Genomic DNA, 15,369 nt, shown 5'->3' with positions numbered 1-15,369 from the left:
CAAGTTGTAATCAGATGAAAATTAGAATATCAAATTTAATCCTAATGGCAGGTGTTGCTGGTTTTTTCCATTCATGCAAAGTAACCGACACTTACCAAAGTCCCAAAATAGAGCAGAACCGGGATAATCTCTTCCGGGAAAAAACCAATACAGACAGCCTTTCTGTCGCCAATGTCTCATGGAGCCAGATCTTTACCGATGACAAACTGCAAAATATCATCAGGAAGACCATCGCTAACAATGCAGATCTCAAAGTGGCCATTGCAAAAATCCAGGAAGCGGATGCTGTTTTCAGACAGTCAAAACTGCAGAATCTCCCAAGCCTGGACGCTGTAGCCGGTATTAAGGAAACTAAAAATAGTAGCGCTGCCCAAGCCAGTACGTTCGTAATGCCCGATCTTATGAATTATCAGTTGGGGATCAGTACAGGTTGGGAAGTTGATATCTGGGGCAGGATTGCATCGCTAAAGAGATCCGCTTATGCGGGTTTTCTACAAACCGATGCTGCTAAAAGGGCGGTGCAGACGCAGCTTGTAGCGCAGGCGGCCGGTCTTTACTATCAGTTGGTCTCCCTAGATAAACAGCTGGAAATTACAAATCAAACGATAGAACTGAGAAAACAAGATGTAGAAACAGTGCAGGCTCTGATGACCGCAGCCTATCTCACAGGAGCTGACGTAGAACAGAGCAAAGCTAACCTCTACTCGGCGCAGCTATCTGTTCCGGACCTTGAGTTGCAGATCCAGCAAACCGAAAATGCTTTGAGCATCCTGATGAATGACAATCCACAACCTGTAGACAGAAACTCTTTCGATTCACAGGTAATATATACCGATCTTAAAACAGGCATTCCCGCATCATTGCTCAAAAACCGTCCGGACGTTCAGGCAGCAGAATTATCTTTCCGCCAGGCATTCGAAAACAAAAATATGGCGATGGCTCAGGTTTATCCCACATTCAGTATTACCGGGACATTAGGCTTGTCATCCAGAACTTTGGAAAACTTTTTTACCAATTCGCTTTTTTACACTGCAGGCGGCACACTTACACAGAATATCTTCCAGATGGGCAACAGAAAAGCTCAGGTCAAAATTATGGAGGCCAGGAAGATGCAGGCTTACTATACATTTGAGAAAACCCTGCTTACAGCCGGTTCCGAGGTTTCCAATGCATTACTTTCTTATCAGAAAGCCAGGGAAAAAGAGACTACAAGGCAATTGCAGATTCAGTCTTTGGAAAAGGCAGTGGAGTTTAACAAAGAATTGCTAACCTATTCTTCCAGTACCAATTATGTGAATGTTTTAACCTCTGAGCAATCCCTGTTAGCCGCAAAATTAGCCGCTGTAAATGATAAATTACAGCAGTTGAAGGCTGTTACCGAGTTTTACAGAGCCTTGGGCGGCGGCCAGTTTTAGGCAGGGAAGCAGTTGATTTCAGTAATGATTTCCTGACATCTAGTTAAGTTTTTCCGGAGCTGATTCCCGCTGTCCGCTGTATCTTTTGTTTTTTCGCTCGGTTGGCTCCGCTTCGCTCCGCCACCTCGCTCAAAACAAAAGGATGCCGCTTCCATCGGGGCTATGGGCTTTGTCCTTCGTTAAAACTTTACAGCAAATTGTATTTATCTTTGTAAAATATTAGAAACCGACAATCACAGATTAATTATGAAAGATCTAATGGGGCAGGCGATTTGGGATTTTTACCACCAACATAATCCCGAAGACCTGCAGACCGAAACATCCATATCCGAGCTGGATGAATTACCTGTCAATTACCTCTTCCGCGATTTTACGTCAATGAACATGGTCGAGCAAAAAGCGCTGCAATTGGCTTCCGGTAAAGTTTTGGATGTTGGCGCCGGCGCCGGTTCTCACGCACTCTATCTTCAGGATGAGAAAAAACTGGATGTTACCGCACTGGATATTTCTCCAAAATCGATAGAAATCTGTAAAGAGAGAGGCATCAGAAAAGCCATTTCTCAGGATTTGTTGCATTTTTCCGGTGGGACCTATGACACGATTCTCCTGTTGATGAATGGTACCGGGATTTTTCAAAGCCTGAATGTGATTGATATTTATCTTCAGAAACTATACGGTTTACTCAATAAAAACGGGCAAATCCTGATAGACAGTACCGATATTCTCTATATGTTTGATGCCGATGAAGACGGCGGTGTCTATATCCCGGCAGACGGCTACTATGGCGAACTTGATTACATTGTCCATTACAAAGGTGAGTCAGAAGACCCCATAAAGTGGCTTTATTTAGATTATAACACACTTAAAAATGCCGCAGAACATAATAACTTTAATATAGAAAAAGTTTTGCAGGATGAGGATTCTTACCTGGCAAAACTGACAAAAAGAGGGTAAAACAACATATGTAAATCATATTGTCTCTTGGCTCCATTGATACAAATAAAATAAAAAATCCGGCGATACGACTCATCAGCTGAATTGCTCTTTGCCATACAGTTCCTACATGGTCGTTGCCATCAAATAATTTTCCGTAAATTCGCATAAAATTTTAATCAGATGAACTACGATATCATTGTTATTGGTAGTGGGCCTGGTGGTTATGTAACTGCAATCAGAGCTGCTCAGTTAGGTTTCAAAACCGCAATTATAGAAAAAGAAAATCTTGGAGGTATTTGTCTTAACTGGGGATGTATCCCAACCAAAGCGCTTCTTAAGTCTGCCCATGTTTTTAATTATCTCAAACATGCAGAAGAATATGGCCTTAATAAAGTAGATAATCCGGGCTTTGATTTCACAAAAGTCATTCAGAGAAGTAGAGGTGTGGCCTCTAAAATGAGTGGCGGAATCCAATTCCTGATGAAAAAAAATAAAATCGATGTCATCCTTGGAACTGCCAAGGTAAAACCAGGCAAAAAAGTTTCTGTGGTAGATGCCGAAGGCAAAACAACAGAGTATGCTGCTCAGAACATCATTATCGCGACAGGAGCACGCTCCCGTGAGTTGCCAAACCTGCCTCAGGACGGTAAAAAAGTAATTGGTTACAGACAGGCATTATCATTGCCCGAACAGCCAAAATCTATGATTGTTGTCGGTTCTGGAGCTATCGGGATCGAGTTTGCTGATTTCTACAACACAATGGGAACCAAAGTGACCATGGTAGAGTTCCTGCCAAACATTGTTCCTTTGGAGGACGAAGAAGTTTCCAAACATGTAGAGAAATCTTTGAAAAAATCTGGAATAGACATTATGACTAATGCTTCTGTAGAGTCTGTTGACACTTCCGGAGAAGGCGTAAAAGCTAAAGTAAAAACGGCCACAGGCGAGATAACGCTGGAGGCTGATATTCTGTTATCTGCAGTAGGTATCTCTGCTAATATAGAAGGGATTGGCCTGGAAGAAGTAGGTATTAAAACTGATAAAGGACGCGTACTGGTTAACGAATGGTACCAGACGTCGGTTCCTGGTTATTATGCCATCGGTGATATTATCCCAACTCAGGCATTGGCTCACGTAGCTTCTGCAGAAGGTATCACGTGTGTAGAAAAGATTAAAGGCATCCATACAGAAAAAATAGATTACGGCAACATCCCGGGCTGTACCTATTGCCATCCGGAGATTGCATCTGTTGGTTTAACAGAAAAGCAAGCCAAAGAAAAAGGTTACGAGATCAAGGTCGGGAAATTCCCATTCTCTGCTTCCGGAAAAGCAACTGCTAATGGTGATGTAGATGGATTTATCAAAGTTATTTTTGATGCCAAATACGGCGAATGGCTTGGTGCTCATATGGTAGGAGACGGCGTAACAGATATGATTGCAGAAGCAGTTGTCGCCAGAAAGCTGGAAACAACAGGCCACGAGATTCTGAAATCAATCCACCCGCACCCAACGCTTTCCGAAACCGTGATGGAAGCTGTTGCTGCAGCTTATGGAGAAGTGATTCATATTTAATAAGAATTACATAATATTCATTAACTAAAACCACAGATTGTTCTGTGGTTTTTTTAAATTTACTTAATGGAAAATTCTAAAATAGGCCTGGTTCTCTCTGGTGGCGGGACAAGAGGTTTAGCACATGCAGGGGTACTGAAGTTTCTTCAGGAAAAACATATAAAACCGGATATCCTGTCCTGTTGCAGTGCTGGCTCTATTGTGGGATCTCTGTATGCAATAGGCAAATCACCGGAGGAGATTTTGGATTTTTTTCAGTCTATTTACTTCTTCAACTGGAAGCATTTTACCTTTAACCAGCCTGGTCTGGTATCGTCTTCTATTTTCCTTAATTACCTGATTCCTATTTTTGAGGATGTTACCATTGGCGACCTGGATAAAGATGTCCGGATTGTTGCAACAGAGCTGATAACAGGTCAGCAAAAGGTTTTTGAAAAAAACTATAAAGTAGTAGATGCAATCATTGCATCATCCTGTATCCCGGGGATTTCTACGCCCTATTTTATAGGGAAAGAGATGTATAGTGACGGCGGTGTCCTTAATAACTTCCCGGCAGATGTCATCCATAGCGAATGTGATAAGATGATTGGTGTTTATGTAACACCACCGCAGGATGTAGAGCAAAGCGATCTCAGGAGCATACGTTCTGTCACCACGCGGGCGTATGAATTGCTCTCTCACCGAACAGAGATCTACAAATTTGCATTTTGTGACTGGTTCATCACTTCAAAAAGGCTGTCAAAATACGGCACGTTTGAGAGAAAGCCTCAACGGTTGGAAGAGATTTTCCAAATTGGATATGAGGAGGCTAAACGGACTTTCTCTGAAAATGAGGAAGATTTCAAATCTCTATTTTCAAAATAATTTTACCAGTTTTTATCGATCAGATATACAATCTGAGCCATTGTGACGGCTCCCAGAAGCAATTCTCTGCGGTTGACTTTCTCAAAAGTATCAGATTCGCTGTGATGCAAATCAAAATATCTTTGAGAATCGGGGATTAGTCCTGATAGTGGTACATTTTGCATTTTCATAGGTTCTATGTCAGACCCGCTGTGGGTTAAGGAAAAATCATATACACCATATGGTAAGAAAAGTGATTGCCAGGATTGTATTTGCATTCTCTTGCTCTCATCCATTTCCAAAGATATCCCTCTGGGTGCGTAACCTCCGGAGTCGCTTTCTATAGCAAAAAGATGATTTTCATTTTTAACCTTTATAGAATCTGCATAAGCATCTCCGCCGCGGGTTCCGTTTTCTTCGTTTGCAAAACATACAACACGGATGGTATGGTTGTTCTGGATATTCAGTTTTTTGAAAATATTGATAATTTCGATAGCCTGCACAATGCCGGCGCCATCATCATGAGCACCTTCTCCCACGTCCCAAGAGTCAAGATGTCCACCTGCAACAATTACTTTGTTATCCTTTTTGCCGGATATTTCGCCAATGACGTTATAGGTTAATTTTTCGCCATTCATACCACAGTGAGAGTTGATTTTGGCTGTAATTTTCTGTTGCTGGGCAAGACTCTCCAGCTCATCTGCGGTTTTGGGGCCAACTGCAATAGCCGGGATTTTTTTGACGCCATCTTCATATCTCATTCCTCCGGTATGCGGAACGTCATCAAAGGCAGTGCTCAGGGATCTTACCAGAACTGCTTTCCCGCCTTTCTTAGCTACAAGAGTTGCCGTATTTCTCCGGTAAGGACTTGCTTCTCTGTAACCTTCCATCGTGTAAATATAATTTTGAGGAAATGGATAATTAAACAGAATGATTTTGTCCTTGATTTTAGAATCAGGCATTTTCTCAAATTCATCAATTGATTTTACAACGATGATTTCGCCTGTCAGGTCATTGCCTTTTGTCCCTTCGGAATTACCCAGAGAAAGCATTTTAACAGATCTCCACTGGCCGTCTTTCCCCTGGATTTGTAAAGATTCTTTCCCTCTTGTCCAGACAGGGACTTTTACTTCCTGTTTCCAGACTTTATCAGCGCCCGCCTCTTTAAGTTTTTGTGCTGCCCAGTCTGTTGCTTTTTCATAAGCAGTTGATCCGCTAAGCCGGTGTCCTATCGTTTTGGTAAGTTCATAGAGGTTAGAATAAGCTTTTCCGCTATCCATTGTTACATCTGCTATGTTTCTGAACGTTAAAGAGTCATTTTTTGTTTGAGAAAATGCCGATAAAAAGCTTAACAGCGCTATTGATGTTAATGTTCCTTTCATGATTTTAGATTATTTTTTCGCCACAGATTTTACAGTATCTTGCATTATCATCATTATCATCGTTGCCACAGCGGTTGCATACAATATGATTTTTTCTTTGTCTCCTGAATTCTGAAGTTACAATGCCTGTTGGAACCGCAATAATGCTGTAACCACACAACATAACCACTATCGAGAGTATCTTACCTAATGGCGTGCCCGGTGAGATATCGCCATAGCCGACGGTGGTAATCGTTACGACGGCCCAATAGACGCTTTGCGGGATGCTGCTGAAACCGTTTTTCCCTCCTTCTATCACGTACATCAATGCTCCAATGATGACAATGAAAATAACCATGAAGAGTAAAAAAATATAGATTTTCCTGGAACTGTGGCGCAAAGCTGATACAATAAATTTCCCGTCGTGCATATAATCAGCGAGGTTGAATATCCTGAAAATTCTAAGGATTCTCAACATTCTTATAATGCCGACAAAATGCCAAACAGGAAAAAACAGACTGATGTAAAAAGGGACTATGGATAAGAAGTCAATAATGCCTAGTGGGCTGAAAATATATTCGTCGCGGTCTTTGACACATATTATTCTGAGGAAATATTCTGCTGTAAAAATCAACGTGATAAAAAACTCGATATAATAGAACTCTTTATGGTACTGCAGCCTGATGATTGGTATGGTCTCCACCATCAATAAAACTGTACTTGTCAGGATAAGGATCAGCAATATGATATCGAAAATTTTACCGGCTCTGGTCTCCGACAGATAGACAACCTCGTAGATTTTTCTTCGCCAGCCTTCTTCCGGAATCAGGTCAAATTCGGATTTAATTTTAACTTTCATTAGTTATAAATAAAACTTGAAGTTAATAAAAATAAACTATAAAATTTATAATAAAATAATAGACAAAAGTCTTTTATATTAAGACAAAAGTCTTATATTTGTGTTGTAAAAGAAGAATGATGAAAAATATTAAGACATCAGACAATATCAATACCATTCAGGAGTCATTAGCTGTATATGGCTATCATAACTATGATGATGCCGGTATTTTCCGTATCATAGATGTTGCGGAAAAAGGTATTAGCTTTAAGTTTTTTGATAGTCTTGTTAAGAAGTTTCCTTTTAGTTTTCAGGAGTGGGCTGGTTTCCTTCATATTTCGGGAAAGACATTATCCCGTTACCAAAAAGAAGATAAAACCTTTGATACACTTCAGTCAGAAAAGATTTTGCAGATAGAGATGTTGTATACCAGGGGAGAAGAGGTTTTTGATTCTGCGGATAATTTTATGATTTGGCTGCAGGCAGAAAATTTAGCTCTGGGAAAAACAAAACCTCAGGATCTGTTAGGCAGTAGTTTTGGTATAGCGCTTCTTATGGATGAGCTTACGCGTATAGAACATGGTGTTTTGGCATAAGGGATGATTGTTTACAGACTTGCTAAAGAGATGTATGCCGATGATCTCTCAGGAAAAGGAGCGGAAATAGCAGGCGGAAGATGGAACAGCAAAGGCAACGCAGCGCTGTACACAGCGCAGTCTATAGCTTTGTGTGTAACTGAGATTGCGGTGCATATCCCTTTGGGTATTTTACCAAAGGATTACCGGCTTGTGCATATAGAAATACCTGATGTGGAGGTTTATCAGCCAAAGCGGTTGCCAAAGGAATGGAATACTTTCCCACACTCTGACGGTACTCAAAAAATGGTGGACAAATTTCTAAAAGACAATAAGTTCCTGGTGATGAGAGTACCTTCTGCTACGGTGCAGGGAGAATTTAATTATATTATAAATCCAAGGCACCTTAACTTCCCGGGGCTTATTATTAAAAAAACAGAAAAATTTACTTTTGATGACAGGCTGTTCATCAGATAATTTATCAATCATGAAAATTAAAGAATTTATTTCCGCATTCGAAAAAATAATTCCGGCGCAACAGGCGGAAGATTTTGATAATGTAGGTTTGCTATGCGGTAATCCGGATCGCGAAATATCCGGCCTGTTGATTGCGCACGATGCCCTGGAACCTGTCATTGATGAAGCAATTGATAAGGGGTTTAATCTTGTAGTATGTTTCCATCCAATTATTTTTTCGGGGCTCAAATCTATTACCGGAAAAAACTATGTTGAAAATGCTGTTCTCAAGGCTCTGGAAAATAAGATTGCTATCTATGCCATCCATACAGCATTTGATAATGACTATTTTGGTGTCAATTATAAAATTTGTGAGGTTCTAGGGCTTACAAACCAACAGGTATTGTTGCCTAAGCAAAACCAATTGAAGAAACTGGAAGTGTATGTTCCGGCAGATTCTGCAGAGCGCCTGAAAGATTCGCTTTTTGCAGCCGGTGCCGGAGATATTGGTTTTTATGACGAGTGTAGTTTTGCAATCAACGGGACAGGGACGTTTCGCCCGTTAAAGGGTTCGCAGCCAAAAGTTGGCAGTCATGATGTGAGGGAAAAGACTGATGAGGTTCTGCTATCTGTAATTTTTGAAGATTATAAAAAACACCAGATCCTTTTTGCGATGCGCCAAAACCATCCTTACGAAGAAGTGGCCTATCAGCTGATTTCTTTGGATAATGAGAATCAATACACGGGTTTGGGGAGATTCGGAGATCTGGAAACAGAAATGGATGAAGGTTATTTTTTACAATACGTAAAAGATAAATTTAATCTTAATGTCATCAGGCACAGTTCTTTTGGGCGAAAAAAGATCAGAAGAGTAGGTGTTTTAGGCGGCAGTGGTGCCCGCGGAATCAGGGCTGCGTTATCGGTTAAATGTGATGCTTACCTAACGGGTGATATCAAGTACCATGATTTTTTTGCAGGAGAAGGTAAAATGCTAATTTGTGATATTGGCCATTTTGAGTCAGAACAATTTGTTACTCAACAATTATTTGAAATTTTGTCCGAAAAATTCACTACCTTTGCCATCGCTAAAACGACAAAAAAAACAAATCCGGTTAATTATTTTATATAGATATGGCTAAAGTAAACGAAATTTCTGTAGAAGAAAAACTAAGAGCTCTTTACGATTTGCAGATTATAGACTCTCGTCTTGATGAGATCCGCAACACAAGGGGTGAATTGCCGATTGAAGTAGAGGATCTCGAAATAGAGATAGAAGGTCTTGAGAAAAGAGCCCAAAAGTTTGAAGCAGAAATTGCTGAGCAAAACGCAGAAATCAATGATAAAAAAGAATTGATAAAGCAGGCTCAGAACCTGATGGAAAAATATAAAACGCAACAAGACAATGTTAGGAATAACAAAGAATTTGAAGCGCTTGCCAAGGAAGTTGAATATCAGGAATTGGAAGTTCAGTTAGCTGACAAAAGAATTAAGGAATATGGTGCAAAGATTGATCATAAGAAAGAAACTTTGTCTGACCTTAATGTAAAAATAGAAGAGCTGAAAAATCACCTTACTCACAAGAAAAATGAGTTGGACACGCTGATTGCCGAGACTCAGAAAGAAGAAGAATATCTTCTGGAAAAATCAAAAGAGTTCTCAGAAAAAATTGATGACAGGCTGTTGGTTTCTTATCAGAGAATCCGTAATGGGTCTAAAACAGGTCTTGCGGTTGTAGGTTTGGAAAGAGGCGCGCCAAAAGGGTCATTCTTTACCGTTCCGCCACAAAAACAAATGGAAATCGCCCAAAGAAAAAAAATCATTATTGATGAGCATTCTGGTAAAATCCTGGTTGATGATGAGCTGGTTAACGAAGAAACTGCAAAAATGCAGGATATCATTAAGTTTAGCTAATATCATACACGATATAAAATAAAGAATCCGTCTCACAACTGAGGCGGATTTTTTTTGGTTATTATTGAGGGTTTTTGTATATTTATATCTGATAATCAGACAGTTGTTTATGAATTTTAAGCATTACAATCAAAATCAGTTGGTTTTGTTTCCTTGTAGTTTTGAGGATTTGATTCCCGAAAATCATCCTGTTCGGATCGTTAATGATATTTTGGAGAAGGTAAACATTGACCCGCTCCTGAAAGCTTACAGCAAAGAAGGAAATCCCAGTTATCATCCCGTGATGATGCTCAAGGTGATGGTTTTTGCGTATATGAACAATATTTATTCATCGCGGAAAATCGAAAAAGCGCTTCGTGAAAACATCAACTTCATGTGGCTCTCCAACATGAGCATCGTGGATCACAATACCGTGAACCGTTTTCGTACCCATAAACTTGAAGCCGCCTTCAAAAATATTTTCTCACAGGTGGTTTTGCTTTTGGCAGAAGAAGGTTTGGTGAGCCTGAAACAGGTGTTTGTAGACGGAACCAAAATTGAAGCACAGGCGGGTCGCTACACTTTTGTCTGGGCAAATGCCATCAAAACCAACAAAGAAAAAATGCTTCGTCAGCTGGAAGAGCTCTGGAAATACGCTCAAAGTGTGGCAAAGGAAGAAGATAAAGACCCTGAACCGCCGGAGTTCAAAGAGATCAGCAAAGAAAAAATCCGGCAAACGGCAGAAAATATCAATGCCAAATTAAAAGGCAGCGGGGGTAAAACCGATTCCGACAAAAAAGCCAAAGCCAAACTGAATTACATTAAAAAAAATTTTGAGAAAAACCTCGATAAATACGAAGCTCAGGAAGCTATTTTAGCAGAGCGGAATTCCTACAGCAAGACCGATGAAGATGCTACTTTCATGAGAATGAAGGACGATCACATGATGAATGGACAGCTCAAACCGGCTTATAATGCACAGATTTCCACAGAGAATCAAATCATCGTCAATTATACCATCCATCAGCAAACCAATGATATCAATACTTTGGAGCGTCATTTGGAAAATTTTGAGAAATTGTTTGGTAAAAAAAGAATGGAAGAGTTGGAAGAACTCACTGCTGATGCGGGGTACGGAAGCGAGCAGAACTACGAATTATTGGAACAGAACAATATTACACCATTTGTAAAATACAATACTTTCGACAAAGAGCAGAATGCCCGTTATCAGGCGAAACACAAGATTTTCAGCAAAGAAAATCTGCATTACAACGGGGAAGACGATTTTTACGTTTGTCCGATGGGACAAAAGATGGAAAAAACGCACGAAAGCACGCGCAAAACCAAGACCGGTTATCCTCAAAAGCTCTCCCATTATCAGGCTAAAAACTGCGATGGATGCCCAATTAGAGGCGTTTGCCACAGTTCCAAAGAAAACCGAAGCATCGAACGGAACCATCATTTGGAAGATTACAAAGAGAAAATACGAAAACTTTTAAACAGTGAAAAAGGCATTAAAAAAAGAAAACAACGCTCGGTTGAAGTAGAACCTGTGTTTGCACATCTCAAACATTGCAATAATTTTAAGCGGTTTACCCTCAAAGGTCTGAAAAAAGTAGAATTGGAGTTCGGTTTACACGCTTTAGCACACAATCTAAGAAAGAAAGTTGCCTAAAGAGGACAACTTTTTCTATTTTCCAAAATAATATACATTTTACTGAAATAAAAAATCCGCCTCAAATTTTGTTGTGAGACGGATTCTTTTTTTATGCCATAAGTGTATTATTATCTGATATTAACTGATCCGGAACTGCTTTCGTTTTTCATCACTTTATTCAGGCTACCTCTTTTTACAACATTGATGTCGCCACTGGAAGATGCGCTTGCAGTAAGGCTCTGGCTGACGCCTAAAGTAATATCTGCGGAAGAAGATGTTGTGAGAATGGCGTTTTCGGCAGTCAGGTTTTCTGCTTTTATATCACCGGATGACGATGCCTGTGCAGTTACATTATTTGCTTTCCCTTTGATATTAATCCCGCCGGATGAGGAGGTTTGCAGGTTAAGATTCTTAGCAACAACATCACCGTAAAAATCACCGCTGCTGGAAGCCTGGATATTAATATTATTACCGCTGATATTCCCTTTTACATTTCCGGAGCTTGATACTTTTACATCAAGATCAGAAAAACTGAAATCATCCTTTAGCACCACACTACCGCTGGAGCTGGCTGCCAGTTTATCAAATTCCCTTGCATAGACCTTGATTTTGATTCGGTCTGTTGAGATATTTTTAAACCCTTTCGATTCTATTTTTACAGTCACTTTCCGGCCTTCCTGTTTCACTATGACATACTGCATCAGGTCAGATGGCGCATAGACAACAATCTGCTCTTTTTGAGATTTATAAACTTCTGCATTCAGGCCTGTGGAGATCTGCAGTTCATCAAAATCCAGTGCGTAAGTTTTCTCAATGACTTCGCCCTTGCCGGAGTCTGACAGGATATGCGAAAACATCACGTCATTAGAGCCGTTTTTGCTTTGTATACAAGAAAAATTCCCTACCGAGGCCAGAAGGATGAGAGATAAAAGTTTTATTTTCATAATGTTATATTTTATAATAGGTAAGACATTTTAGTGAGGAAGAATATTACATCTGATGATTATTTTTTCTCATTCTGAATAATTTTATAAATTTACATTATTAAAATTAAAACTATAAAATCGCCTTTCTATCTTGTAATCATACACCAATTGTGATGAGCGCGACTGCATTTAACATCTGAAAAAAAATAAAAATCGACAATATGAAAAATCTGTTTTCTGTCCTTTTGTTGGGAGTATCCTTATCATTTTATGCACAATCCGGCCCGCCGGCAGGTGATGCAAAAGTGGGTGATTTCTATGGCAAGGATGTCCCTTCCAAATTGGTAAAAAAAGCCGTTTCTACAGACGAACTTAATAAGGAACTGAAAAGCAAAAATAAAATTACTAATGTTGCGGTAAAAGGTAAAGTGACTGGCGTTTGTCCCAAAAAAGGATGTTGGGTAAGCCTCGCGACTGATAGTGGCGAAACCTTTTTTGTAAAGATGAAGGATTACGCATTTTTTGTCCCAACGGCTTTAGAAGGGAAAACCGTCGTTTTAGAAGGTACTGCAGAGAGCAAAACAACCTCAGTTAAAGAATTGCAGCATTACGCCGAGGATGCAAAAAAGTCACAGGCTGAGATTGATGCTATTACAGAACCCAAAACCGAAACCCGCTTTTTGGCCAATGCGATCAAGGTTGTAGAATAATTCTAATGCTATAATAATTGTAAAGCTTCAGTAAGACTGGAGCTTTTTTGTTTGGGCGTAACCCTTTGTTTTTCCAGTGCATTTATGAAAAGATCAAAACTTATCCATAGAAAAACAAGCGGGTCGGGCTATCCGCTACTATCTTTTGTTTTTTCATCAACATTTCTCTGGCCGTAGTGCCTAGGTCATAAAAAAAACAAAAGGATAACCGCTGCTATCCCTTACGCAGCTGCGCAAAATTCAAACTTTTCACGTTATTATTACCGTTCCTAATTCCAATTAATCTGCGTATATTTGGGGAAAATTTTCAAAAAATGGCAGACTGGAAAACCGCTAAAGAATACGAAGATATTACCTATAAAAAATCAAATGGCGTCGCAAGAATTGCGATTAACAGACCAGAGGTCAGGAACGCTTTCCGGCCAAAAACCACTTCAGAACTTTATGATGCTTTTTATGACGCTTCCGAGGATCCATCCATCGGTGTCGTTTTATTGACAGGCGAAGGGCCAAGTCCCAAAGACGGCGGTCATGCATTTTGCAGTGGTGGCGATCAGAAAGCACGCGGCCAAAAAGGTTACGTTGGCGAAGACGGCAGGCACCGCCTCAATATTTTGGAAGTTCAGCGTTTGATCCGTTTTATGCCGAAAGTAGTGATTGCTGTTGTTAATGGTTGGGCTGTTGGAGGAGGACACTCGCTGCATGTGGTTTGCGATTTGACTTTGGCAAGTAAGGAGCATGCTATATTTAAACAAACCGATGCTGATGTGACCAGTTTTGATGGTGGTTATGGTTCTGCTTATTTGGCAAAAATGGTAGGTCAGAAAAAAGCCAGGGAGATCTTTTTCTTAGGAAGAAATTATTCGGCTCAGGAAGCTGCTGATATGGGAATGGTAAATGCCGTAATTCCGCATGCAGAATTAGAAGATACGGCTTACGAATGGGCTCAGGAAATCCTGGCCAAATCACCAATGTCTATCAGAATGCTGAAGTTTGCAATGAATCTCACAGACGACGGAATGGTTGGGCAGCAGGTTTTTGCTGGCGAAGCAACCCGTTTGGCTTATATGACCGAAGAAGCCAAAGAAGGCAGAAATGCCTTCCTCGAAAAAAGGAAACCAAATTTCGGAGACGATCAGTGGATATCTTAATTTGGTTGATGGTTGTCAGTTTCTAGTTAATAGTATTTTATTCAACATTATTTTTTGACATTTTTTCCATCAACCGACAACTAACAACCGACAACTAATTTATGAAATATTGGATACAAGCCGCACGGCTTAGAACATTACCACTGTCACTGAGTGGGATAATCATGGGGTCTTTTATAGCACGATGGCGGATTTCTCAGGAAGGCGGCAATTGGGACTGGCGGATATTTGCGTTGGCACTTTTAGTCACACTTTTGTATCAGATCCTTTCCAATTTTGCAAATGATTATGGTGACGGGATAAAAGGGACAGACCACAACAGGATTGGCGAAGCAGAAAGCAGGGCAGTAGCCTCAGGGAAAATTACAGCTAATCAGATGAGAAATGCTGTTATCTTATTGTCTGTGTTGTCATTTGTGGCAACGGTCGCTTTACTTTATGTTGCGTTTTACCCGGATTATACCAAGGAATTCTGGATTTTCATAGGGCTCGGGATCGCCTGTATCTTGGCAGCGATTGGTTATACGGTAGGTAAAAAACCTTATGGCTACATGGGATTGGGTGATATATTTGTCTTTATTTTCTTTGGATTGGTGTCTGTGTGTGGAAGTTATTTCCTTTTTACCAAAACCTTTGACTATGACGTTTTGATTCCGGCTTCTGCAATAGGGATATTGAGTATGGCCGTCCTTAATCTCAATAACATGAGGGATATTGTGAATGATGAATTGTCTGGCAAAAAAACACTGGCACTCAGGCTGGGCTTTCGGAAGGCAATGGTTTATGAGATCATTCTGCTGCAGTTACCAATATTGCTGATATTTCTTTTTCTTATGATTAATTTTGGGCAGCAGCATCAGAATTTTTACCCTTTCATAGTAGTTGTGCTTATGTTCCCGTTTATGAAATTAAGAAGAAATATCATGGCCGTAAAAGAACCAAAACAATTGGACCCTTTTTTGAAACAGGTCGGTATTCTAACTTTTGTTATGGCAATCTTAACCGCTTTTGGCCTTAACTATTTTAATTGATAAGAGAT

Annotated in this window: 15 protein-coding genes; 12 read left to right on the top strand and 3 right to left on the bottom strand. The window is 40.1% G+C overall.

Annotation, left to right across the window (positions count from 1 at the left end):
* Positions 1 to 14: 14 nt before the first annotated feature.
* From B0B05_RS01390 to B0B05_RS01375, 4 genes are all read left to right on the top strand, one after another.
* On the top strand, positions 15 to 1,415 hold the full coding sequence (locus B0B05_RS01390; protein ID WP_076781717.1) for a TolC family protein: 1,401 nt from the start codon (positions 15 to 17) through the stop codon (positions 1,413 to 1,415).
* Between the two features lie 246 nt (positions 1,416 to 1,661).
* Positions 1,662 to 2,369, top strand: a complete 708-nt coding sequence (locus B0B05_RS01385; protein WP_076781716.1) for a class I SAM-dependent methyltransferase — start codon at positions 1,662 to 1,664, stop codon at positions 2,367 to 2,369.
* Positions 2,370 to 2,531: 162 nt separating this feature from the next.
* Positions 2,532 to 3,923, top strand: coding sequence for a dihydrolipoyl dehydrogenase (lpdA, locus tag B0B05_RS01380; protein WP_076781715.1), 1,392 nt, complete (start codon positions 2,532 to 2,534; stop codon positions 3,921 to 3,923).
* 66 nt (positions 3,924 to 3,989) lie between these two features.
* Positions 3,990 to 4,787 (top strand): patatin-like phospholipase family protein, encoded by a 798-nt coding sequence (locus B0B05_RS01375; protein WP_076781714.1) that lies wholly within the window; start codon positions 3,990 to 3,992, stop codon positions 4,785 to 4,787.
* Between the two features lie 2 nt (positions 4,788 to 4,789).
* Here the strand turns inward: B0B05_RS01375 and B0B05_RS01370 are convergent, their stop codons facing one another.
* Entirely contained in the window at positions 4,790 to 6,148 is a 1,359-nt protein-coding gene (locus B0B05_RS01370) for a M20/M25/M40 family metallo-hydrolase (RefSeq protein WP_076781713.1), read from the bottom strand.
* A 4-nt stretch (positions 6,149 to 6,152) separates the two neighbouring features.
* Positions 6,153 to 6,986, bottom strand: a complete 834-nt coding sequence (locus B0B05_RS01365; protein ID WP_076781712.1) for an ion transporter — start codon at positions 6,984 to 6,986, stop codon at positions 6,153 to 6,155.
* A gap of 119 nt (positions 6,987 to 7,105) precedes the next feature.
* Here B0B05_RS01365 and parS point away from each other — a divergent pair, with 119 nt between their 5' ends.
* From parS to B0B05_RS01340, 5 genes are all read left to right on the top strand, one after another.
* A complete protein-coding gene (gene parS / locus B0B05_RS01360) occupies positions 7,106 to 7,561 on the top strand; it encodes a type II RES/Xre toxin-antitoxin system antitoxin (protein WP_168638267.1) in 456 nt (151 codons plus the stop codon).
* A gap of 3 nt (positions 7,562 to 7,564) precedes the next feature.
* Entirely contained in the window at positions 7,565 to 8,017 is a 453-nt protein-coding gene (locus B0B05_RS01355; RefSeq protein WP_076781710.1) for an RES family NAD+ phosphorylase, read from the top strand.
* Between the two features lie 10 nt (positions 8,018 to 8,027).
* Positions 8,028 to 9,125, top strand: coding sequence for a Nif3-like dinuclear metal center hexameric protein (locus B0B05_RS01350; RefSeq protein WP_076781709.1), 1,098 nt, complete (start codon positions 8,028 to 8,030; stop codon positions 9,123 to 9,125).
* A 2-nt stretch (positions 9,126 to 9,127) separates the two neighbouring features.
* On the top strand, positions 9,128 to 9,907 hold the full coding sequence (locus B0B05_RS01345; protein ID WP_076781708.1) for a zinc ribbon domain-containing protein: 780 nt from the start codon (positions 9,128 to 9,130) through the stop codon (positions 9,905 to 9,907).
* A gap of 109 nt (positions 9,908 to 10,016) precedes the next feature.
* Positions 10,017 to 11,561: an IS1182 family transposase gene (locus tag B0B05_RS01340; protein WP_076781707.1), complete on the top strand. Its 1,545-nt coding sequence runs from the start codon at positions 10,017 to 10,019 to the stop codon at positions 11,559 to 11,561.
* A 110-nt stretch (positions 11,562 to 11,671) separates the two neighbouring features.
* Here B0B05_RS01340 and B0B05_RS01335 read toward each other — a convergent pair whose 3' ends face one another.
* Positions 11,672 to 12,487: a head GIN domain-containing protein gene (locus B0B05_RS01335; protein ID WP_084173844.1), complete on the bottom strand. Its 816-nt coding sequence runs from the start codon at positions 12,485 to 12,487 to the stop codon at positions 11,672 to 11,674.
* A 203-nt stretch (positions 12,488 to 12,690) separates the two neighbouring features.
* On the opposite strand from B0B05_RS01335, the gene B0B05_RS01330 reads away from it, so the two are divergent.
* The 3 genes from B0B05_RS01330 to menA all read left to right on the top strand — a co-directional run bounded on the left by B0B05_RS01330 (position 12,691) and on the right by menA (position 15,361).
* Entirely contained in the window at positions 12,691 to 13,179 is a 489-nt protein-coding gene (locus B0B05_RS01330; protein WP_076781706.1) for a DUF4920 domain-containing protein, read from the top strand.
* Between the two features lie 314 nt (positions 13,180 to 13,493).
* Positions 13,494 to 14,330 (top strand): 1,4-dihydroxy-2-naphthoyl-CoA synthase, encoded by an 837-nt coding sequence (locus tag B0B05_RS01325; protein ID WP_076781705.1) that lies wholly within the window; start codon positions 13,494 to 13,496, stop codon positions 14,328 to 14,330.
* Between the two features lie 101 nt (positions 14,331 to 14,431).
* Positions 14,432 to 15,361, top strand: coding sequence for a 1,4-dihydroxy-2-naphthoate octaprenyltransferase (gene menA, locus B0B05_RS01320; protein WP_076781704.1), 930 nt, complete (start codon positions 14,432 to 14,434; stop codon positions 15,359 to 15,361).
* Positions 15,362 to 15,369: the final 8 nt, after the last annotated feature.

It is taken from the genome of Epilithonimonas bovis DSM 19482 (assembly GCF_900108115.1).
Taxonomy (GTDB): Bacteria; Bacteroidota; Bacteroidia; order Flavobacteriales; family Weeksellaceae; genus Epilithonimonas; species Epilithonimonas bovis.
Note: the sequence above shows the minus strand (reverse complement) of the source record. Positions and strands in the feature narration are given on the sequence as shown.